This window comes from Microcoleus sp. A006_D1 (assembly GCF_036702805.1).
In the GTDB taxonomy this organism is placed as follows: Bacteria; Cyanobacteriota; Cyanobacteriia; order Cyanobacteriales; family Microcoleaceae; genus Microcoleus.
This window is the reverse complement of the sequence record NZ_JAUBVZ010000028.1, coordinates 18,239-39,392: the sequence shown is the minus strand read 5'-3', so window position 1 is coordinate 39,392 and position 21,154 is coordinate 18,239. Positions and strand designations below refer to the sequence as shown.

Below are 21,154 nucleotides of genomic sequence, written 5' to 3'. Positions count from 1 at the left end.
GGTTAGGGGGGATCTAGCCTTAATCGTCAGACAGCAGCCCCGTACTACATAAGACGTTAAGTTGACACCAATGCCCCTGGCACTACCCCTATTTTTCAGACTTGATACAACTTCCAACTAGCCATCGCCAACATTCCGTAAATCACAAACTTTAGCGGGCGTTGAGGCATAACTTGGCAGAATTTAGCCCCTACCAAAACTCCCGGCACCGAACCCAACCAAATTGGCAAAACTAAACTCCAGTTTACTGTTCCGAGGCTGAGGTGTCCCACAGATGTAAACATCAACAAAATTGCCGCCTGAGAAATATCTGTACCCACCAATTTTGAAGAATCTAGGCGGAAAAAAGCAATCAGCAACAGTGCAAACATCGCACCGGAAGACACGCTAGTGATTCCCACTATGCAGCCCAAAATTGCTCCCGCGCTCACCGTGAAAATGCGACCGAAATTAGTATTTAAGTCCCATTTTGGGGGCGAAGGCAATTTTATATTTGGTAAAAATATTTTGAGCAGTAATTGGGTCAGCGATAAAGCGACAATTAGTGCGATCGCAACTCCTAGACAGCGCAGCAATATGTAATCCAAGTCCTGATTGCCGCTGAGTTGGATGCAGTGTAAAATCCACACGCCAGCCAGCGAACCGGGCACGCTCCCCAAAGCCAGCCACTTAACTACTTGCAAGTCGAGTGTTTTTTGCTGCCAGTGTTTGAACCCGCCAACAACTTTCATCAGTGTGGCAGCTACGACATCAGAACTAATCGCAATTGATGCCGGAACTTGGAAGACAAAAATCAACATTGGGGTGATGAGCGAGGCTCCTCCTACTCCGGTTAGCCCAACGATAATGCCCACGAAAAAGCTGAGAAATGATAGTAACAAATAGTTCATAACTTTGCTGACCAACTGTGCTTGTTAGCGCACCTATCCAACCAATAAGAGAACTTACGTATCGCATGATTGACTCGCAATTGGGCGCAGCGGGGTAGCACTCAATAAAATAGCAGTTTTACCCCAAGCGATACTTATAAGTGAGGCGACTGGGGCATCATAGATAAAAGAGAGCTGAGGTTAACAGACTCGCCGGAAAATATATCTGGAGTATCGAGAATTTTAAAATGAATCAATGCCACAACGACAATAGTGAAGGCGGTTGAGGAAACTAAACCCGTCAATAACTCTTTTTTGAGGTTTTTTTCCTTGGGTTTGTCTGCAAAGACATCTACAGCCCCGAACTGCATCAAGAGAATTCCAGCAATATTGGAAAGCCAGTAGCCGAAAATTGTGCCAGGAAACAGTAAATCTGGGGAAAGCCAACTACAGATATACCCAAAGCCATAGGCAATTGGCAGATTGAAAAATAGGTCGTTCCACCAACAAAGCGGTGATAGCAAATATCCAATTGCCAGAAGCAACCCGCCTCTGATTTTTTTTAACCCGACTTGCTGAAAGCCGTTAGCTTCTGGCAACTTTTGGGTGAGTTGTCCTGCAAGCTGGTACTCTTCACTGACTTTTTTAGCGTTTTCCACGTTGCACCCTCGTAACTCTATCGACTTACCGTAGTTTAACAGCAAAACAGAGTTATGTCTAGTAACTCGATCGAGTTACCGTATTTTAGTGGAACTGGGCTAATTCTACTTTCTTGGTGGTACAAAAATATCTATCGGGGAGAGGTTGTGGAGAATGCTGTCTGATGTGCTTTTTGCAATCAATCGGGTATGACAAAACTGCTCGGGCTGACGGCGGCTGCAAAGATAAAATAAATTACTCCCATCCCCAATAAGCCGACAGCCGAACTGAACAGGAATATCAACCAATCTGATGGTTCGTAGGTATTCTCGTCAATTTGGCGGCGAATCATAAAGTATTTTCCTGTTGAGATTAACACTGTTGCTAAACCCACCAGAGAGAAGACTAAACCCAACTTCCAACCCGTGCCGTGACGGTGATCTACGGGGATTTGCACGACGCGAAGCCGCACGATGACGACGCCAAAACCCATAAGTGCGATCGCGCTTCGCATCCACGATAAAAAGGTGCGTTCGTTTGCAGAGCGATCGATCGCCCTAGACAAATTTTGCTGCTTTAGTTTCTCCTCATCTACTTTCATGGGTTTGAACGATAATTGCATCGATCTTATATCTTGCACCAATGTCAAGTGGGGATTTTTCGTGGGGTGGGGGCGGGTTTATTTAACCTGTTTGCAGGCTTGAAGGCTGTTGGCGAACCCACCCCTACAGGATTATTGAAAATGGTGCAAGATGTCAGATCGATCGCACCCTTTGATATATTTTTAGTCAAAACTCGGATTATTCGGGACTCATTAAAGTAGTTTGGCTGCCGGGAACTGTGAAAATAAAATAAATTACTCCAGCTCCCAGAAGTACGATCGCCAAACTAAAAAGCAGTACCCACCTGTCTGTAGGTTCGTAAGTATCGTAATCGATATCGTGACGCACAGCAAAATAGTGCTTAGTGGAAATTAACACCGTCAGCAAACCCACCGCCGAAAACAGCAAACCCAATTTCCAGCCATTGCCGGGAGTGGGCAGCAGAGGCGGGTGGAAGGCGCGCAGGCGGACGATGACGACGCCAAAACCCATCAGGGCGATCGCTGTCCGCATCCAAGCTAAATAAGTGCGCTCGTTTGCCAAATGATCGCGCACCCGCGACGGATTGGGCCGCTTGGTTTTCTGCGTATCTGCTTGAGCCGATTTCATCAATCCTAACAGCATAAATAAAACTCTTAATTTTAACTGTAAATGTGAATGGAAACAGATATATTTTCGCTTTGAGCCGGGGGATAGAGCCCCCGGCCGGCACCAAAACTAATCGTTTTCCTCAGTCGGTACGTTGGGAACTTGCGTATCTATGTACGCCTGCGACACGTCGGTAAAAAACCAATTAACCTCGCCCGGTTTGAAAACTTTAGCAGTAGGAACGTTGAATTCTACAGCCGCCGTTTCGGGATTAGCTGTCGCCACTAATTGAGTGCCGTCAACTATCTTAAGAGCTACACCGCCAGTCAATGCTTGTGCAACTTTGTCGATCGCACTTAAATCTGTTGCATTGACATCGCTCGGCAGATAAACTCCATCACAATCCCATTTGTCCTCGGTTGTTTGACCAGCCCCTAGAAAATAAAGAGCATTCTCGTAAGAGGAAGGAGCTTTTTTGCGTTTCGGGCCGTAGATAGCCAGGGTTTTTCCAGTGTCATTGCGGCACTGACCCCAGCTTTTCCCCGTTTCTAAAGTATACTTTTGAAACTCCAATTGAGAGATTTTCTTTTGAAGTTCCTCCGGGGTGTAATTCTCACTTGGTTCGGTCGAGTTTTTCGCCGCTAACAGAGTGTTGAGAGTTTGACTCACTTCTATGTAGTCGGGATCGCTCGTGTATTTAGGCTTGGCTGACTCCGCCCAAGATGCCGGAGCAAAAACAAAATTGACTGCAATGACTAAGACCACTAAAACAATTTTCCAGAATCTCAAATTTTTTTTCCTTTGTAGACGCTTCGGTAATTCCCAATTTTTATTTTTGTGGAAATTTATTTAGGTCAAAAACCTGGGTATTTTTACTTTTCATTTTATCATTTCAACTCTAATTGTCAAGTTAATTTTACTAATTCTTAACAATATCTAAACCCAGATTTATTTGCAAAAATTTAGATAACTTATCTATCTTGAGAGGTATGGAAGTCAGGACATTTAACCCATTATTATTGAGATTGAAATAGCGGCAGCAGCCGATAAGTACCGCTCTCAATCAAAATAAATATTCCCAAGCCAATCAAGACAAAAGGGACAACAGCCTTGGTGTAGCGAGTTAAAACGCTGGCGATCGCCTTTTGGCGAGTTAACCAGTAAGCGACATAGCACCAAACACCTACCATCAAAAAGAAAACTGCTAAAATAACAGCTAAACTCGGCAAATCGCTGCTAGCAAACAGCGGCAAATAAATGCCGATGTTGTCTCCACCGTTGGCTACTGTTACCGCAGCCACATTAAAAATTTGGGGGTTGAACAGACTTGCTATTTTTGACACCGCAGATGAGTTAGATTGACCCTTAAATTTCGCCGATACCGCTTGTACGTCATTTGCCTCATTTTCTCGCTTGACTAGGTGACTGATGCCGATCGCGATCGGAAGCAAACCCAACAGACCAATCCAAGCTTTCGGCACAATTAAACCGCCAAAAAAACCGGGCAAACTAGCAGCGATGAGGGCGACAAATCCGAGATACTGACCGATAATGATGTGCCGGGGACGGAAAGTAGAAGTTACCTGAGCGAAGAACAGCATCAAAATCGCAATATCATCAATATTGGTGGCGGCAAAAGAGGTAATCCCGGCAATAATCGCTGCTGCAATCCAACTCATGTGCTGTCCCTTCAATTATTCTGAACTTCAGTTTCGCTGGCGTTAGTTCTGCTCAGAGTTATCAGACAAAAACCGAAACAAACTAAAGATATTATACTTAAAGTTGGACTTGCCAACGTGCCGCTTTTCAGCAGAATCACAAATCCCAATCCGATCAAAACAAAAGGCACAAGCTGATTGCCGTAGCAAGTCAAATTATCCGCGATCGCCCTCATCTGAATTAACCGATAAGCAGCATAGCACCAAACGCCCACCAGCGCGAAGAATACAGCGATAATCACCGCCAGACTTTCTAAAGTATTGCTCGCAAACAGCGGCACATATATCGCGATATTGTCGCCGCCATTCGCCACCGTCACCGCTGCGATGCTGTAAGTTTGAGGAGACAGAAAACTGCTAAAAAAAGATTTCTCAGATTGCTCTAATTCTGCCTCAACTTCCGAATCGTCGGTTTCTGGATTCAGCAAGCGGCTAAGCCCGATCGCAATTGGCAGCAAACCCAGCATTCCAATCCATTCTGGCGGAAAGATTAAGCTGCCAAAAAACCCCGGAAGGCTAGCAAAAATCAGTGCTATAAAGCCTAAATACTGACCAGCAACAATGTGTCGGTACCGGAATGCTGCATTCACCTGCGAGAAAAACAGCAGCAGGATCAGAAGATCGTCAAGGTTCGTAGCCGTAAAAGCCGTTATCCCAGTGGAAATTGCTGTCACTAATTCGTTCATTTCTGTGTTTCCTTAAATGGTTTGTAGTGCGGACTTAAGTCCGCCAAATCGGAGCGGACTTAAGTCCGCACTACGAACTAATCTTATTGCGATCGAAATCAAGACATACACCGTTAAGAATCCGTAGCTGCAAATTGCCCCCAAATAACCCATACAATCGAACAGTTTGATGTGAAACAGAGACATCACAGCCGGAACCAAAAATGTCAGAAATGTACACATCGAAACCGCAACGTGGGGAGTTTTATTAGATGAATGCGCTACACCTAATGAAGAGTGAAACAAACCGTGGCGCGCCATCATAAAAAACACTCTCGCCGCTGGATTGATGCTGCCGAGGACGCAAGCAAAAAAGCTAAATAAAGCACCGATCGCCACTAACTCACCCAGCCAACCAAATCCCACCTGTTGCGACAGAAAAGTTAGAGGCTCTTCAGAATCAGTAATTGACTGTCCGGTGCCGCTAAAACCCAACACCTCAATATAGGTCATCATAATGAAGAATAAACCAGCCATTACAGCACTGCTCATGACAGCTCTGGGGATATTTTTTAAAGGTTTTTTTGCTTCGTCGCCCAGAGATGTCGCGCTTTCAAAACCAGAGAAACCAAACATTACTAATACAAGTCCCGTCGCTATGCTCCCCGGAGTTACGCCTTCCAAAGTCAATTGGGACATATCCAGAGCAAAACCTTTGTGCGCCCAGATGATAATTCCTAAGATGGAAATCATGGCAACAGATGCTCCTTCCAGCCACAGCATCGCCATAGCTGAGAGTTGGATATCTTTGTAACCTGCATACCAAGTAATGCCAGCCCCGATCGCTAACAGCGTAATCTGATTTTTTTGCGCTTTCTTGGTCATTTATCTTTTCTATTTTTGTCGATCGACTTTTGGCGATCCATTTGAAAAAGTGAGTTCTGCTTCAGCGTCGGCTTCAGTGTTCAGACGCTTGAGTATAACTCTAATTCACCTCAACACTAAAATCAAATGTTGTTTTTTATTGAATTAATAAATACAAGTGATGCAGTGGAGCCTTACAAATCACTCTTGGCTGTACAAAGGCGATCGGGCGCCGCAAGCTGAAAGCCTTGACGCTGTAAGCAAAAGTCAAAATAACTGTTAGCAACCGTCCTTTTTTCTGATTTCCAACTTGTACAATGGAAGAGCAAAAAACTACAGGCCAAGGTTTAGCCGCAATAGGTGAAAGTCTTAAAAAAACCTGTATTTTGTATGGGGTACTCACAATGGCCGGAATGACACTTGACCAACTGCGAGTTTTTCTAGCTGTCGCGGAACACCTGCACTTCAGCCGCGCAGCGGAGGAACTTTACATCACACAACCCGCTGTCAGCGCGGCAATTCAAAGCTTAGAGGAGCAATATGGAGTGAAACTGTTTCACCGCATCGGGCGCCGCATCGAAATCACTGAAGCCGGGAAGTTGCTGCAAGTCGAAACGCGAAAAATTATCGATCGTGTTGCTTTGACTGAGAGAGGTTTGCGGGAGTTGAACGACTTGCAGCGGGGCGATTTAAACTTGGGTTGCAGTCTGACAATTGGCAATTATTGGTTGCCGGACAAAATTAGCAATTTCAAACAGAAATATCCCGGTATTTGCGTGAATTGTACTCTCGCCAATGCCGAAGAAATCTGTGCGGGGATGGCGACGGGAATATTTGATTTAGGTTTGGTGACGGGAGACATCAAAGCTTCGCTTAAGAACACGCTGGAGGAAGAAATTGTCGGTAGCGAACGCTTGCTGATTGTAGTTGGCAAATCTCACCCTTGGTTTGATCGTCAAGAAATTAATTTAACCGAAATTGCAGAAACAGATTGGGTGATGCGAGAACCCGGTTCGGGAGTTCAGCAAATGTTGGAACAAGCTTTGCAAAGTTGGGGTATTAATCCTAATGAATTGAATGTAACTTTAGTTTTGACCAGCAGTGAAATGGTCAAAGCAGTGGTGGAAAGCGGCACAGGTGCAGCGGCTATTCCTGAATTGATGGTAAACAAAGAATTGCAGCTATCTACACTGCGATCCATTAAAATTATCGATAGCAAACCAAGTTCAAATGTATCTTTTGAAATAATTAAACCTGTTTTGAAACTGAAGCACAGACAGCGTTTTAAAACTGGAATTACTAAAGCATTTGAACAGATATTAACTGAAGTTTCTGGTAATGGGTAATGGGTAATTGGTAATTGGTAGCTATTTGCCAGCATTCATACAACCTACAACCCAATACGGTTCAGTTAAGGATGATCCCCCCTAACCCCCCAAAAGCAAGGGGGGAACAAGAGAGTTCTTAAAGTCCCCCTTGCTTTTGGGGAATTTAGGGGGATCTCCGGGAGATAAACAGTGTTAACCCAAGTGTATTGGATTATAATTATCGATCGACAAATTTCCTCAAATCCAATAAGTTTTTACTGCCATCACCAACAATCAGCGGCAATTTCCCGTTCCATTTTTCTATAGCTTGCCTTTCCAACAGTTCCGCAGTCAAATTGTCCCTGAGCAATCTTTGTACTTCCGCTTCTCCTTTAGCTAAATTCACCTTAGCCTCCGCCTCTTTTGCAGCCTTCAGCGCTAAAAACTCCCCTTTTTTTGCTTCTTGTTCGGCAATTTGTTTCGCCTCCACTGCATCGCTAAACCGCTCATAAAAGTGAACGTGTACTAAAGAGAGATCATCAACGGCAATGTGGTATGCAACCAGCCTCAAGGTCAAATAATCATCAACTCCGGCTTTAACTTCTCCCCGTTTAGTAATAATTTATTCAGCCGTATATTTTGCCATGACTGCTTTTAATACTTCTTCAACTGCCGGAGCAATAATGCGATCGATAACTGCTTTTTCGTCACCAATTTGTTGAAAAATTGCATTTGCTTCTTCTGGGATAATGTGCCAGTTGAGGGCTACATCCGTGAAAACATCTTGCAAATCTTTTGAGGAAGCTTCAGCCGAAATTTCCTGTTTCTGTACCCTGACGCTCAATTTTTGCACGGTGTGAACTATGGGGACAATTACGTGCAGTCCTTCTCCGAGGATTTGTTCTTGCACTTTACCAAACTGCATCATCACGCCCCGTTCTCCAGCGTTGACGATCGAAAAAAAATTGGACATAATAGCTAAACACACGATAGCTATAGTTAGTTGAACAGCTATGTAAACATCCTTATCTTTTTTCTTGCTTGATTTGAGTGAGTCAACGTTACTGCTGGATTCTAAAACCATATTTCACCCCGATCGCACTTAATTATAGGACAAAGATTGACGGCACCGATTTTCTATTTGCCGGACACTAGCAACCGTTCAAAATCCGCAGCCGGCACAGGAGGACTGAACAAATATCCTTGCATGGCGTCGCACTGGTAGCGCCAGAGAAAATCTCTTTCTGCTTCCGTCTCAACTCCTTCGGCAATTACTTCAAGACAGAGACTGTGCGCCATTTCTATAATCGCTTTCACAATCGCTGCATTTGTGCAACCATCGGTGATATTGCTGATAAAACAGCGGTCTATTTTTAAAACATCGAAGGGGTATTGCGTCAGATAGCTTAAAGAAGAATAACCTGTGCCGAAATCGTCAATAGATATAGAAACTCCTAAATTTTTCAATTGTTGTAAAGTAGCGATCGCACTTTCGGCATCTTCCACCATCATACTTTCTGTCAGCTCTAATTCCAAACTGCTTGGTGCCAAACCAATCTCTGCTAAAATTTGGGCAACTCTGCTGCTGAGATTCGTCTGGTGAAATTGGCGCGGCGACAGATTCACCGCTACCTGCTGCAAGGAAAAACCAGCATTTTGCCAAACCTGCATTTGCCTGCAAGCTGTCTGCAAAACCCACTCGCCTAACTGTACAATAAAGCCTGTTTCTTCGGCATCCGGAATAAATTCGGCGGGCGAAATCAACCCTTTTTCGGGATGCAGCCAGCGCACTAAAGCTTCTGCACTCATAATTTTTCCAGTCTGGACATTGACCTGCGGCTGATAGTAAACTTGGAATTCTTCTCGTTCTAGGGCGGCGCACAAACTTGTTTTGAGCAGCTCCAATTTGTCGGCATCTTGAAGCGATTCGCTGCTTTGCGATCGCAAATTACTCTGCTGTTGGGCCAAAGCTGCTTGTTTTTTCAAGCGGCTCGATATCGCGCCCACAAGTTCAGCTTTAGTAAAAGGTTTAGTCAGGTAATCATCTGCTCCCAATTCCATACCTTGCCGCACTTGGGAGCGATCGGCTTTACCAGTCAGAAAAACAAAAGGTACTGTAGCAGTAATAGGATGCGATCGCAAGGCCGCCAGCACCCCATACCCGTCAAGTTGCGGCATCATCACGTCGCAAACAATCACGTCGGGAAGATTTGACACCGCCGCATTTAAACCCTGCGCTCCATTGGATGCACCCGTCACGTCGAAACCTTCAGCTTTGAGGAGTTTGAGAATATTCTCCCGAATTACTCGATCGTCCTCAATCACTAGAATCTTTTTCATATGTCATTCCCTGCAAGCGGTATAATTGAGCGGCGTTGCTGAACGCGATCGGTGTGGCCATCACTGAAAATGCCCAGCTCGATCGGCTCAACAGGCGAATATTTTCCGACAAAAATAGCAGACGCCCCTGAAAAACGCTAATTTTTCAAGGACAACTAGATTAATGTTTCTCTGCTTACTCAGTGTCGTCCGTATTATTACGAGGTTAATTAAGAAATCTCTCAACTAATTCTAGGCGATCGCCAGTTAGCAGCACCCTGAATAACTGCTAAAATGATTGTGCCGGTCGATCGATTGTCTGCAAACAATCTCAGCTTATTTATAGCAGTTGCCAAAAACAACGCAACTGCAAGCAAGTTGCAAACCCTTGCAGAGTCAGTCTTTCCTCATTCTTAAATGTAAAACCTAAAATCTCACATCTAAAATCTCAAATGGCATTACCTAGTGGATTCCCTGAGCCCGCACAGATTGGCGTCATAGAAGTTAAGCAATATCCTCAGTATCGCGCTGTCACCTACACCCACGCGGGCGATTTGCGGCAAGCAACAGGAATCGCCTTCAATCCCTTATTTCAACACATCAGCAACAACCAAATTGCGATGACAACGCCAGTAGAAGCGCGCTACACCGCAACTTCCGAGCAAATCAATACAGTTCCTGTTGCAGAAGTTTCATTCCTCTATCCCGCACCAAATATCGCTCCCAGCAGCGTTAACTCTGCTGTTGAAGTCACGGATACTTCACCGATGACAGTTGTCAGCATCGGCGTGGGTGGCGCCTACACTTGGGAAAGCTACGAAAACAACCTCCAGAAACTCAAAGATTGGCTTCAAGAACATCCCGAATACGAAATAGTCGGGCCACCGCGCCGCTTTTTTTACAACTCTCCGATGACACCGGAAGCCACTAAAATCAGCGAGGTACAGATTCCCATCAAACGCCGCTGACATGAACAACTAACTCGCGAATATTGCCCCGCTGGCGGTGTTCCCACAGGTAAATTCCCTGCCAAGTTCCTAACAATAATCTACCGCGGGCGATCGGGATTTGCTCGGAAGTATGAGTCAGCGCAGTGCGAATGTGCGCCGGCATATCGTCTGGGCCTTCCGCATCGTGAATGTAACTCGCGCCCTCCGGTACCAGTTTAGCTAAAAAATTAGCCAAATCCTGAAGTACATCCGGGTCAGCATTTTCTTGAATCACCAAGCTAGCAGAAGTATGGCGCAAAAACAGGCTACAAAGTCCGGTTTCAATACCTGAATTCGCCACCGCATCTTCTATCTTAGGAGTGATTTTGCACAGAGACTTCCCTGTAGTTTTAATCTTGAGTATTTGCTGATGATGAAGCATATCATATCCGGTAAAATAACCATTATAAGGTTCGTAGTGAGGACTGAAGTCCTCTCTTTTTTGAGGACTGAAGTCCTCACTACAAACATCTAATATTTTAAACATTCAATCAGACTGTTTGCAAAACTCTTGAATCACCGTCATCCTAATCGCCCTCTTTAAAATAGTCTACAACAGCTTGGGCGAGATCCTCCGTACCGTGCTTATCCAACTTATCCGACAAAAGCGGCGGATGTAGCGGTTGCCGCAAAAACCCCCAATCCCCCTCAAAAAACTCCGCCGCCGTCACAATTTGATGTTGTGCATAATTTTTCAGCCATTCCAACAACACCGCAGCTTCCGCAAAACCTTCTCTCATAATAGAAATAACAGGTATTTCCAACCGCAAAGCTTCCGAAAAAGTGCTGTATCCCGGTTTAGAAACCATGCGGCCGCATACAGGCATCATATCAACCGGACGCGGTAAAATAGGGAAAGATTGTGCAAACTCCTGATTTTTCACTCTAATCAAATTCGGCAAATTCGGAGCTCCCGCATCAAAAGTGACAAATTGCCAATCACTAAATTGCTGGAGATTGTGATAAGGAATTGCCTCTAAACCCAGCCCACCGAAAGTCAGCAACACAGTTTTTTCCAGCGGTGATTCAATGCCGAATACTTCCCTAATTTTATCATTACTATAACGAGGATTTCCACCAGTCAAGCCGACATCTTGAATATTTGGAAAAGCTGGCATCGGTTCATGTAAAGGCAGACGAAAAAGCCGATCGCACTTTCCGAAACATTCACCAATCCAATCAGCCATTTCCGTAAACTCCCCGCCCCAATCTCGATAGATAAAATCCCAGCCAAAATTGCTCATCATCCAGCAAGGAACCCCAGCAGATGCCGCTATTAGCGTTGCCAAAGGAGGAATATCAGCCAGCACCAAACCCACCCGATTTTGCTTGATAAAATTTACTTCGCCCGCAATTATCGAATTTTGATTTTTCCGAATTTTCTGCAATTTTTCCAGCGTCGCCTCTTTGTCCATATGCAAACTATCAGCTTGCACGACACCCACATCTAAAGCGCGGGGACGGAGGATAAAATCGCCAGTAATATAAGATTCTAGCAGCCAGCGAGGCGCAGTTGTTGTAATAATTAGTAAAATATCTGGATTTAATTCTTGAATTTTTGCAGCTACGGAAGAAACTCGGACAGCATGACCGAATCCATGATTTGTGATGGCAATATATAATGTTGGTCTAGACATTGGGAATTGGGAATTGGGAATGGGGCATCGGGCATCGGCCAAACAGGGCATCGCGCATTTTGCGGGTTGTTTGTTATCAGTTATTGGTAGAACAATAACAAATAACAAATAACTCATAACTCATAACTAATGATTAATAACTCGATCGATAATTTCGGCTGCCATGTCTTGTAAGGATACCACTCGATCGGCAAAACCAGAATTAACAACACTTCCCGGCATCCCCCAGACTACGCTGCTAGCCTGATCTTGAACAATAATCTTACCCCCAGCCTCCCGAATATTCTGACAACCCAGCAGCCCATCTTGCCCCATTCCAGTCAGCACCACACCCAAAACCCCAGCACCGTAAATCTTAGCAGTCGATCGAAACAGCACATCAACCGCAGGGCGACAAGAATTTTCCCGCGCCTCTTGATGCGTGCGAATTCGCGCACCAAAACCCTGTTTTTCCAGCACCATATGGTAATCACCGGGCGCTATCCAAACCACTCCCGGCTCGACAATACCTCCCGTCACAGCTTCCTCCACTCTAATCTTGCACTTTTCGGTCAGGCGATCGGCCAAACGCTTCGTAAAAACCGGAGGCATATGCTGCACAATGACGATTGGTACAGGGAAATTAGCCGGCAAATCCTGCAAAATAATTTCCAAAGCATTTGGCCCACCCGTCGAAACCCCAACCGCCACAATTTTGACTTTATATTGAAGATTTATCGCTAAATTAGACGAGATTAAAAGCGGTTTTACAGGCAATTTCGTACTAGCAACCTTCTCTTTTTCGTCTACTTTAATTTTACCCAATTTTCGATTATTCTCGCCACTGCAAAAAGCCTTAATTTTCGGAATCAATTGCTCGCGGACTTGCTCTAGCGCCTCTTCCTTGCTGTTCATGTTGTGAGGCTTGGTCACGTAATCCGTAGCACCAAGCGCCAGAGCATTCAGAGTAGCAACAGCACCCAACTCTGTGAGCGCGCTAAACATAATTACAGGAATATTCTCGTCCTGTTTTCGGATTGCCGCCAGCGTCTCCAAACCGTCCATTTCCGGCATTTCCACATCCAGCACAATCAAATCTGGATGCACTAGAGAAATCTTGGCTAAAGCAATTTTACCGTTGGCGGCAGTCCCCACAACTTCCAGTGCTGCATCGCCGTCGAGTAGGTTACTCAATAACCTGCGAACCACTACCGAATCATCAACAACTAAAATCTTAATTCTGGGCATTTTCTATTAAACTCGAAATAACAAATCGAGCAGTAAGCGAGCTTGAACAAACAGAATAAAATCCCCATCAACCCCAAAATCGATGATTTTGAAATGAGACATAAACAGGATAATTGTTGACCTCATATTAAAATTCATAGCGCTAAAAATTTCATCTACCGAACCTTCTATATAGTGGGGAACTACATAGCCGAGATCGTATTTTAATGTATTGCTAAACGTCCCAACGATACCACCAATAGCTAAATTGCCAATTTCCCCCATGATGTCGGCTTTTTCTTGCTTGAATTCCTCACTAGCGACATCGCCGCCGCCGTTGAGAGCTAAAACAAGAGCATCAGCAGCCTCGCAGGAAAACAACATCTGAACCGAACCCGATAAATTACCGTGAAAATCAATTTGTGCTACAGCTACTAGATTTTTCCCCAAAGTTTGAATCAAGTTTTTATGCAAAAATAGCGGCGACAGTGCTTGAGATGAAGGCATTTCAAATTCCACCTCACAGGCGATCATTTCGCTCATTTGAGACACGGCTGTGCCGATCGCTTTGTTGACAACATCCTGTAATTTGTTGTGTTTTCCTGTTTCGAGCTTGCCCAAGTTAAAATTCCGCATTTGACTGTCGGAATCCATTGCACTGCCAGCGTTTGGGTAAGCAGCAATTGCCACGGTGCGCCGCAATTCTAGTTGATTGTTGGTTTTTTTGAGAGTGGCGAATATTCCTGCTAGCGACAAATACTGAATCATATTTCTTGCTAAGTCGTCGCTGAGTATAATCGTGGGTATTTGTAACAACTGCAAGAATTGGATAATGGGTAAATAATTGTGTTCTATGGCTGCAAAATCTAGGATTGCAGCTTTGGGATGGTGGCACTCAGCGATATCTAAACAATTGTACAAATCGGTAGCTGTGGCAAATACATATTCGTCTGCTTTTAAAGTTTCGCGCAATCTCTGATTTTCTGATTCCGAAAATCCTCCCATTAGAATTAATGAAATTGGTTTTGAGTAGGTTTTCATTTTAGGGAATTGGGAATTGGCAATTGGTAATTGATTTTAAGCATTCTTGGACTAATCATTTTGGTGCGAAATGCGCACCATAACTTTACCGCTAATGTTGATATTATGGCGTCTCCTCCGTCTCGAATATAACGGCCTCATAGATATCGCCCATAGACATTTGTACTCCCACAGAAGCAAAGGAAACTGTAGAGTTTTCTCCCTCGTACTCCTGAAATAACCATTGTCCTGATTCATTCTTAATATACTGCTCAACCAAAAACTCATATTGATCGACTAAAATATACTCGCGTAACTCAGGAATCGATCGATAAAACCGAAACTTGTTCTCTCTGTCAAAATCTTCTGTAGATTTAGAAAGCACTTCCACAATCAGCGCAGGATTGAGGATTTCATCTTTACGCCCTTCACTAAAAACTGGTAGTCCAGAAATTACCATGACATCGGGGTAAGTTCCCCGGCGATGTCGAGGAATCCACAACCGCAAATCCTTCATAAATGCTTCGGCATTATTTCCACGCAAAGCAGATTTCAAGAAGGCATAGATATTGCCTGTAATCCGGTTCTGATTAATCGTGCCTCCTGTCATTGATACAATTTCTCCATCGCGATATTCACTTCTGAATTCAGCAGTCTTTTCTAACTGTCGGTACTCATCAAGAGTATAAAGTCGGTTCCGTATTTCAGTTAACATTTCGATATCCTGCTAATTGACTTTTGCTTCATATTTAAAGTCCAATGTAGGGTGCGCATTAGTGTCAACAATCGCCTGAAACCATTGAAAAATCTCGCTTTTATCCGAGGCCAGATCCCCCTAAATCCCCCGAAAGCAAGGGGGACTTTGAGAGCTTCTTGTCCCCCCCTTGGGAAGGGGGGTGCCAGGGATATCTGGGCCTTAATCGCCAGACAGAAGACCGGCACTACATAAGACGTTAAGTTGGCACTACTGACTACTGACTACTGACTACTGACTACTGACTACTAACAACTGTCAACTGTCAACTGACAAAATCAATACTTAAACTGATTAACAAGTCCTTGCAATTGAGCGGCAGTTTTCGATAATTCGATCGCCGAATTTTGAGTATTGCTAGCACTGGCGGCGGTACTTCCCGCCGCATCGGCGACGCTGGTAATATTGCGGGCAATTTCCTCAGAACCGATCGCAACTTGGTTGACATTCCGCGCAATTTCGGTAGTCGTAGCCGTTTGTTCCTCAACGGCACTGGCGATCGTAGTTTGGAAATCGCTAATTTGGTTGATAATTGAAGTAATTTGGGCGATCGCCAGCACAGAGCTTTTAGTATCAGCTTGAATCGCCTCAACCTTCTTGCTGATATCCTCAGTCGCTGCTGCTGTTTGCTTCGCCAACTCCTTCACCTCATTCGCCACCACCGCAAAACCCTTGCCCGCTTCTCCAGCCCGCGCCGCCTCGATTGTAGCATTCAGAGCCAGCAAATTAGTTTGTTGGGCGATCGAAGTAATCACCTTGACAACATTACCAATTTCTGCACTACTAACGCCAAGTTTAGTAATAGTTTGATTCGTACTTTCCGCCATCCTCACCGCCGAATTAGCAACCGTCGCAGCCTCCGAAGCATTCTTAGCAATTTCCTTAATACTCACATTCATCTCCTCAATCCCCGTAGCTACCGATTGAGTATTGCTATTAACTAAATCCGCCGCCGCAGATACCGTACCCGCTTGAGCCGAAGTTTCTTCCGCCGCAGCCCCCATACTTTGGCTTTCGCCAATCAATTCCTCCGAAGCACCGCTAACTGCGATCGCCACTTGCGAAATTTGCTGCACCTGAGCGGTCAAATTAGCCGCCATCAAATTAACATTATCCGTCAAATCTTTCCAAGTCCCGCCAATATCAGGAACTATCGCCTGCCCTCCCAATTGTCCTGAAACTACCTGTTTAGCCAGCCCGGTTACTTCGTCAGCAAAAGTATTAAGCTGGTCAACCATTGTATTCAGCGTATCCTTCAGTTCCAGAACTTCTCCTTGAACTTCTACAGTAATTTTTTTGGATGAATCTCCCTTAGCCACAGCCATAGAAACTTCCGCAATATTGCGAACTTGTTCCGTAATATGAGCCGCCATAATATTCACATTGCCAGCCAAACTCAGCCAAGTACCCGACAAACCCTGAACTGTTGCTTGACCTCCGAGTTTACCTTCAACACCAACCTCTCTAGCAAGCCGCGTCACCTCTAAAGCAAACTCGTTAAGCTGAACAGTCATTTCATTAATCGTATTCTTGAGATCCCGAATTTCCCCTTCAGCTTCCACAGTAATTTTCTTAGACAAATCTCCCTGAGCTACCGCCGTAGTAACTTCAGCAATATTGCGTACCTGACTGGTAAGATTGCTCGCCATTAAATTAACATTTTGCGTTAAATCTTTCCAGACGCCAGCCACTCCGTGAACTTGCGCTTGACCGCCGAGTTTACCCTCAGTTCCCACCTCTTTTGCTACCCGCGTCACCTCTTTTGCAAAATCGTTGAGACAGTCAACCATTTGATTCAGAGTATCTTTCAGTTGTAAAATTTCCCCTTCGGCTTCAACTGTAATTTTTTCGTTCAAATCGCCGACGCTAATCGCCGTTGCAACTTTAGTAATATTCCGCACTTGATTGGTGAGATTTTCCGCCATCAAGTTAACGCTTTCAGTAAGTTCTTTCCAAATACCAGATAGCCCTTCTACCTGTGCTTGGGTTCCCAATTTGCCTTCACTACCAACTTCGCGGGCGACCCGAGTTACTTCTAAACTAAAACCATTTAATTGGTCTACCATTTTGTTGAGAGTCGTCCCAATGCGCCGAAACAATCCTTTGATTGGTTTGCCTTCAAATTCTCAGCTAAATTTCTCCGACAAATCGCCTTTAGCTACAGCGTGCAGCACTCGCGCCATGTCTATTGTCGGAGTAATTAAGCTGTTTAGCGTCGCGTTCACCGCGTCCATGCTGCTAACCCAAGAACCTTTGAATTCTTTAATTGCTGTCGGTTTAGGCACTTTCCCTTCTTCAACAACTACTTGGCTGACCCGATCTACTTCGTCCGCAAATTTTTCATTAACGCTCACCATTTCATTGAATAGTTTGGCAATTTCACCCAAGCCGTTGTCTGCGGGCAAACGAACGCTAAAGTCCCCATCTCTGACTGCTGCCAGAGCAATAATCAGTTGCTGCCGGTACTGGGTGTTGACAATCTCTGCTGTCGCAGGATTTACGTCGGTTTCGGCAATTTTTGTTCCTACCAAATCCCCGCTGGCATCCGATTCATTTGCCGGAGATTCTGAGGCTGTTGATTGATTTTGTGTATCCATGTTTTAGGTAGTTTTATAGAATTTATTACGCAAACAGGGCCGTCGCAATCTGTAGAGAATTTTCGGCAATTGCTGTCGGAAACCCGGTTTTTGCTTGCCGTATTGGAGGCAAATAATCCCCCTTTAATTAGGAATATTTGCGGTATTAAGAGACTGCGGCGATCGCCTTCAGCAGCATCTGAAAGGAACCCACATCGAAAAACAGCAGAATGTCTCCTTGAATTTGCTGTTCTTCAATACTAAAGTGAGTCGGAGCTAACAGCACACTCCCGCAATCTAGAGACTGTTCTTTTAACAGCAATTCCTCAATTTCTTCCTCTGCGTAATAGGGAACCGCATAGTCTAACGGTTGGTCTAAGATATTGCCAATTGAACCCATAACGCCGTTAATTACCATATTCCCCACCTCACTGAGGGTACTAATTTTGAGAGCATCAAGGTCAGGACTTCCTTTTTCTTCGCCAGTGAGAACAGAGACTAAATTTACTGCACTGTCAGTCGGAAAAAGTAGCTGAGCGCTGCCGCTAAATGAGCCGCTGAAGCCGAGCTGCACAGTGGAAAGAGGCTCTATCCCGAAGCGTTTTTGTAATTCGCTTCGCAGCTCCTTCGCGGAGATCAGCTCAATATCTGGAATCTGCAACTGGATGGGAAATTGAATCATTTCGTTCAACATTCCAGCGGCACTTCCCACGCCAATATTGATCAGCTCCTTCAAAGCATCTATTTCATCTGCTGTTAGCTCCACTCTGATATCTCCTATTTGCTATCCAGAGCTTTTTGGATAGCCGCCTGAATATCTGGAGCTTTTGGGGGCTTTTTCAACATCATAAATGCTCCCAATTCTTGGCACTTCTGCTTAGCACTGTCTTGAATATCTGCTGAAAGTACAATTACTGGAATTTTCGAGCCTTTTTCGCCCATAGCTTTGAGCAAAGCGAAACCGTCCATTTCTGGCATTAACAAGTCTGTCATCATGCAGTCGGGCGACTGAGATGCAGCCATATCTAAGCCTTCTTTTCCGTTGGCTGCTTCTATGACTTGATGTCCGGCTTCTTCAATTGCTTTGCGAATCATTCGCCTAGAGAATGCTGCGTCGTCTACAATTAGAATTAAACCCATTTTTTGCGCTCCTTAACTTTAACAATTGGTAATTGATAATTGGTAAATCGAACCGTTGAACTACAGTAACTGACGCACTAGATGTAGTTGTTTATACTGGTAAGTTGCTCAACAGTATCTGAAAAATTACTGATTTAGTTGTCACACTGCTTTTGAGATTCTGTTGAAAATTGTATCAGATTATGTCAGAAACTCTAAAGTTGTGTCTTTGGCTAAATGGCCTAAAGTTTGGAATATTTGGGGAAAACGGGGATCGCACAAATGGCGCGGCTAAACAGCAGATCCGAGCGCTTTTATCAAGCAGCAATCTATGCTCAATTATGCTGCTCCGGGGCGGGCTAGGAGCAACGGCCCACAAGAGAATTCATGTATTGTGGAACAGGCATCCTGCCTGTTAAGCGCGGCGGGCTAGGAGCAACGGCCCACAAGAGAATTTATGATAACTAAAGCATTCTTCCTTCTCTCGCGACGATAACTAAAGCATTCTTCCTCTCGCGACGATAACTAAAGCCTTCCTTCCTTCCTTCCTTCCTTCCTTCCTTCTATCCTTCCTTCTATCCGTTAAATTCCTTCTATCCGTTAAATTCCTTCTATCCGTTTCACAATCCGTTGCCGAACTGCCTTCTGCGAGATCAGTAACTAGATAGCAAAGCCACTTTTACCCGCTGATACTCGGCGGCAATTTTGCACATCAGAACCTCGCTACCTGAGACAGTTTCATTGCGCGCCATCTGTTCTAGCTGCGCGCACAATTGAAACAAAGGGATGGCTCCGACTGTCGTACAAGCACCTCTAAGAGCGTGAGCTGAGGCTTTAATGGCGGGAGCATCGGCTTGATTGACAGCATCTGCTAGTTCCTGCAATTTGGGCGGTGCTACTTCCAGAAATTTCTCAACTAGCTCGAACCAAAATTCTTCGGCTTCTTCTCCTAATAACTCCCTCAATTCTTCAAAAGTTTGACTGTCAAGAGGCGGCACTTCTATTGCCGATGTGGCTGTTTTCGGTAGAGAGTTTTCCGGTATTGCTGGCGGTGTAATTTGAGATTTTTCTGCTTCTAGGTTGGGATGTTTCACAGCAGGTAAAGTCGGAAATTGAATATGATCAGTAGCCGCTAGAATTTTCCCAGGATTAGGAGGAAAATTTGCCGCTTCCGATTGAGTTCCAGCTTCAATTTGTGAAATTAAGACACCTGCGCGAGCGATTAAATACTTTAACTCTTGAAAGGCAATCTCATCAACCGCAGGCGCAACATTTTTAATCTCGTCTCCAGGCTGAGCTTGGGTAGCATAGTCTGTAGGCTCCGCCTGCGGATTGTTCAGCTCAGAATTTAATTTGGAAGGCCCGGTTTCTCGATCGTACTGAGCGATCGCTTGAACTATTGCCTGCACTCGCACCGGCTTAGTGATATAATCATTCATCCCAGCATCTAAACAAAGTTCGCGATCGCCCTGCATCGCATTAGCCGTCATCGCAATAATCCAAGGAGAAGTCGATTTGGAATTTTCGATTACAGCTTGAGCGCGAGGATTGTCTAATATCAAATCTCCCGAAAACCGCTGGCGGATCATGCGGGTAGTTTCCAGCCCGTCCATTTCTGGCATTTGCATATCCATAAACACAATATCGTATTCTGAACGCTCCAAAGCATCCAAAGCTGCTTGGCCGCCGCTAGCATAATCTGAACTGTAACCTAACTTGTTTAAAATCTGCGCTGCCACCATTTGATTGACTTCTACATCGTCTACTACCAGTATTTTTAAAGGTAGTCTAGCGGCTAATTCAGGATTAAATTGAGGTTGCGAAAAACACGGTTGATTTGTGCTGCATTCCCCGCCCAGGATGCGGAGCAAAACCTCATGGAGCTGCGCTTGTTTAATTGGTTTGTATACAAAAGCTGCGAATTCAACTCGCCCTTGAACTTCCCGCGTCGATGGCCGGCCGCCAGAAATCAAAATCATTAAAGGTAAATTTTTACCTTGAGGAAATTCCCTAATTTTTTCAGCTAAAGTAATGCCGTCCATTCCCGGCAGATGAAAGTCTAAGATTGCCAAGTCAAACAGACTTTCATGTTGCAGCACTTTCAGCGCTTGCACACCGGATTTTGCAGCGCGGACAACCATGCCCCAAGACTTAGCTTGCAGGGTAATAATTTTGCGGTTAGTGGCATTATCCTCTACTAGCAGCAGCCGCAAACCTATTAGTTGAGGCTGCGGTGCATTCAGGTTTAATGTTTCTTGATGAGTCGGTGCTGAGTGAGCTTT

At 44.8% G+C, this 21,154-nt stretch carries 21 protein-coding genes and 1 pseudogene; 2 read left to right on the top strand and 20 right to left on the bottom strand.

What is annotated here, in order from left to right:
• Positions 1-95: 95 nt before the first annotated feature.
• The 8 genes from QUB68_RS29240 to QUB68_RS29205 all read right to left on the bottom strand — a co-directional run bounded on the left by QUB68_RS29240 (position 96) and on the right by QUB68_RS29205 (position 5,966).
• Complete coding sequence (locus tag QUB68_RS29240; protein ID WP_332998414.1) at positions 96-890, bottom strand: sulfite exporter TauE/SafE family protein; 795 nt, start codon at positions 888-890, stop codon at positions 96-98.
• Between the two features lie 134 nt (positions 891-1,024).
• Positions 1,025-1,528 carry a hypothetical protein gene (locus QUB68_RS29235; RefSeq protein ID WP_332998413.1) on the bottom strand — a complete coding sequence of 168 codons (504 nt, stop codon included), beginning with the start codon at positions 1,526-1,528 and terminating at the stop codon, positions 1,025-1,027.
• Positions 1,529-1,707: 179 nt separating this feature from the next.
• Positions 1,708-2,130: a YidH family protein gene (locus QUB68_RS29230; protein ID WP_332998412.1), complete on the bottom strand. Its 423-nt coding sequence runs from the start codon at positions 2,128-2,130 to the stop codon at positions 1,708-1,710.
• Positions 2,131-2,308: 178 nt separating this feature from the next.
• Complete coding sequence (locus tag QUB68_RS29225; RefSeq protein WP_332998411.1) at positions 2,309-2,734, bottom strand: YidH family protein; 426 nt, start codon at positions 2,732-2,734, stop codon at positions 2,309-2,311.
• A 93-nt stretch (positions 2,735-2,827) separates the two neighbouring features.
• On the bottom strand, positions 2,828-3,463 hold the full coding sequence (locus QUB68_RS29220) for a hypothetical protein (RefSeq protein ID WP_332998410.1): 636 nt from the start codon (positions 3,461-3,463) through the stop codon (positions 2,828-2,830).
• Positions 3,464-3,714: 251 nt separating this feature from the next.
• Complete coding sequence (locus tag QUB68_RS29215) at positions 3,715-4,377, bottom strand: cadmium resistance transporter (RefSeq protein ID WP_332998409.1); 663 nt, start codon at positions 4,375-4,377, stop codon at positions 3,715-3,717.
• Between the two features lie 11 nt (positions 4,378-4,388).
• Positions 4,389-5,102, bottom strand: coding sequence for a cadmium resistance transporter (locus tag QUB68_RS29210; RefSeq protein WP_332998408.1), 714 nt, complete (start codon positions 5,100-5,102; stop codon positions 4,389-4,391).
• A gap of 12 nt (positions 5,103-5,114) precedes the next feature.
• Positions 5,115-5,966 carry an APC family permease gene (locus tag QUB68_RS29205; RefSeq protein ID WP_332998407.1) on the bottom strand — a complete coding sequence of 284 codons (852 nt, stop codon included), beginning with the start codon at positions 5,964-5,966 and terminating at the stop codon, positions 5,115-5,117.
• 296 nt (positions 5,967-6,262) lie between these two features.
• Between QUB68_RS29205 and QUB68_RS29200 the strand changes: the two genes are divergently transcribed.
• Positions 6,263-7,291, top strand: a complete 1,029-nt coding sequence (locus tag QUB68_RS29200; RefSeq protein WP_332998406.1) for a LysR family transcriptional regulator — start codon at positions 6,263-6,265, stop codon at positions 7,289-7,291.
• A 199-nt stretch (positions 7,292-7,490) separates the two neighbouring features.
• Here QUB68_RS29200 and QUB68_RS29195 read toward each other — a convergent pair.
• Together QUB68_RS29195 and QUB68_RS29190 are read right to left on the bottom strand one after the other, a co-directional pair.
• Positions 7,491-8,225: pseudogene (locus QUB68_RS29195) on the bottom strand (prohibitin family protein).
• A gap of 164 nt (positions 8,226-8,389) precedes the next feature.
• Positions 8,390-9,592 (bottom strand): EAL domain-containing response regulator, encoded by a 1,203-nt coding sequence (locus QUB68_RS29190; RefSeq protein ID WP_332998405.1) that lies wholly within the window; start codon positions 9,590-9,592, stop codon positions 8,390-8,392.
• Between the two features lie 431 nt (positions 9,593-10,023).
• Between QUB68_RS29190 and QUB68_RS29185 the strand changes: the two genes are divergently transcribed.
• Positions 10,024-10,539 (top strand): heme-binding protein, encoded by a 516-nt coding sequence (locus tag QUB68_RS29185; RefSeq protein WP_332998404.1) that lies wholly within the window; start codon positions 10,024-10,026, stop codon positions 10,537-10,539.
• On the opposite strand, the gene QUB68_RS29180 is transcribed toward QUB68_RS29185, so the two are convergent.
• The 10 genes from QUB68_RS29180 to QUB68_RS29135 form a co-directional block, all read right to left on the bottom strand.
• Positions 10,526-10,942 (bottom strand): secondary thiamine-phosphate synthase enzyme YjbQ, encoded by a 417-nt coding sequence (locus QUB68_RS29180; RefSeq protein ID WP_332998426.1) that lies wholly within the window; start codon positions 10,940-10,942, stop codon positions 10,526-10,528. The genes QUB68_RS29185 and QUB68_RS29180 overlap by 14 nt on opposite strands.
• A gap of 145 nt (positions 10,943-11,087) precedes the next feature.
• The gene (locus QUB68_RS29175; RefSeq protein ID WP_332998403.1) at positions 11,088-12,197 is read right to left on the bottom strand and encodes a glycosyl transferase; all 1,110 of its coding nucleotides are present in this window, start codon (positions 12,195-12,197) and stop codon (positions 11,088-11,090) included.
• A 126-nt stretch (positions 12,198-12,323) separates the two neighbouring features.
• On the bottom strand, positions 12,324-13,424 hold the full coding sequence (locus QUB68_RS29170) for a protein-glutamate methylesterase/protein-glutamine glutaminase (RefSeq protein WP_332998402.1): 1,101 nt from the start codon (positions 13,422-13,424) through the stop codon (positions 12,324-12,326).
• A 6-nt stretch (positions 13,425-13,430) separates the two neighbouring features.
• Complete coding sequence (locus QUB68_RS29165) at positions 13,431-14,444, bottom strand: chemotaxis protein CheX (RefSeq protein ID WP_332998401.1); 1,014 nt, start codon at positions 14,442-14,444, stop codon at positions 13,431-13,433.
• Positions 14,445-14,547: 103 nt separating this feature from the next.
• On the bottom strand, positions 14,548-15,138 hold the full coding sequence (locus tag QUB68_RS29160; RefSeq protein WP_332998400.1) for a Uma2 family endonuclease: 591 nt from the start codon (positions 15,136-15,138) through the stop codon (positions 14,548-14,550).
• A 317-nt stretch (positions 15,139-15,455) separates the two neighbouring features.
• Positions 15,456-17,243, bottom strand: a complete 1,788-nt coding sequence (locus QUB68_RS29155) for a methyl-accepting chemotaxis protein (protein ID WP_332998399.1) — start codon at positions 17,241-17,243, stop codon at positions 15,456-15,458.
• Between the two features lie 60 nt (positions 17,244-17,303).
• On the bottom strand, positions 17,304-17,774 hold the full coding sequence (locus QUB68_RS29150) for a HAMP domain-containing protein (protein ID WP_332998398.1): 471 nt from the start codon (positions 17,772-17,774) through the stop codon (positions 17,304-17,306).
• A gap of 145 nt (positions 17,775-17,919) precedes the next feature.
• Entirely contained in the window at positions 17,920-18,519 is a 600-nt protein-coding gene (locus QUB68_RS29145) for a chemotaxis protein CheC (RefSeq protein ID WP_332998397.1), read from the bottom strand.
• A gap of 11 nt (positions 18,520-18,530) precedes the next feature.
• Positions 18,531-18,893, bottom strand: coding sequence for a response regulator (locus tag QUB68_RS29140; protein WP_332998396.1), 363 nt, complete (start codon positions 18,891-18,893; stop codon positions 18,531-18,533).
• A 632-nt stretch (positions 18,894-19,525) separates the two neighbouring features.
• The gene (locus tag QUB68_RS29135) at positions 19,526-21,085 is read right to left on the bottom strand and encodes a response regulator (RefSeq protein ID WP_332998395.1); all 1,560 of its coding nucleotides are present in this window, start codon (positions 21,083-21,085) and stop codon (positions 19,526-19,528) included.
• Positions 21,086-21,154: the final 69 nt, after the last annotated feature.

Excerpts from the sequence above, each read along its gene's own strand:
- QUB68_RS29200 (WP_332998406.1), top strand. The coding sequence starts at position 6,263 with ATGGAAGAGCAAAAAACTACAGGCCAAGGTTTAGCCGCAATAGGTGAA.
- QUB68_RS29160 (WP_332998400.1), bottom strand. The coding sequence starts at position 15,138 with ATGTTAACTGAAATACGGAACCGACTTTATACTCTTGATGAGTACCGA.
- QUB68_RS29215 (WP_332998409.1), bottom strand. The coding sequence starts at position 4,377 with ATGAGTTGGATTGCAGCAGCGATTATTGCCGGGATTACCTCTTTTGCC.
- QUB68_RS29240 (WP_332998414.1), bottom strand. The coding sequence starts at position 890 with ATGAACTATTTGTTACTATCATTTCTCAGCTTTTTCGTGGGCATTATC.
- QUB68_RS29230 (WP_332998412.1), bottom strand. The coding sequence starts at position 2,130 with ATGCAATTATCGTTCAAACCCATGAAAGTAGATGAGGAGAAACTAAAG.
- QUB68_RS29185 (WP_332998404.1), top strand. The coding sequence starts at position 10,024 with ATGGCATTACCTAGTGGATTCCCTGAGCCCGCACAGATTGGCGTCATA.
- QUB68_RS29165 (WP_332998401.1), bottom strand. The coding sequence starts at position 14,444 with ATGAAAACCTACTCAAAACCAATTTCATTAATTCTAATGGGAGGATTT.
- QUB68_RS29190 (WP_332998405.1), bottom strand. The coding sequence starts at position 9,592 with ATGAAAAAGATTCTAGTGATTGAGGACGATCGAGTAATTCGGGAGAAT.
- QUB68_RS29210 (WP_332998408.1), bottom strand. The coding sequence starts at position 5,102 with ATGAACGAATTAGTGACAGCAATTTCCACTGGGATAACGGCTTTTACG.
- QUB68_RS29175 (WP_332998403.1), bottom strand. The coding sequence starts at position 12,197 with ATGTCTAGACCAACATTATATATTGCCATCACAAATCATGGATTCGGT.
- QUB68_RS29205 (WP_332998407.1), bottom strand. The coding sequence starts at position 5,966 with ATGACCAAGAAAGCGCAAAAAAATCAGATTACGCTGTTAGCGATCGGG.
- QUB68_RS29155 (WP_332998399.1), bottom strand. The coding sequence starts at position 17,243 with ATGGTAGACCAATTAAATGGTTTTAGTTTAGAAGTAACTCGGGTCGCC.
- QUB68_RS29170 (WP_332998402.1), bottom strand. The coding sequence starts at position 13,424 with ATGCCCAGAATTAAGATTTTAGTTGTTGATGATTCGGTAGTGGTTCGC.
- QUB68_RS29140 (WP_332998396.1), bottom strand. The coding sequence starts at position 18,893 with ATGGGTTTAATTCTAATTGTAGACGACGCAGCATTCTCTAGGCGAATG.
- QUB68_RS29180 (WP_332998426.1), bottom strand. The coding sequence starts at position 10,942 with ATGCTTCATCATCAGCAAATACTCAAGATTAAAACTACAGGGAAGTCT.
- QUB68_RS29225 (WP_332998411.1), bottom strand. The coding sequence starts at position 2,734 with ATGCTGTTAGGATTGATGAAATCGGCTCAAGCAGATACGCAGAAAACC.
- QUB68_RS29150 (WP_332998398.1), bottom strand. The coding sequence starts at position 17,774 with ATGGATACACAAAATCAATCAACAGCCTCAGAATCTCCGGCAAATGAA.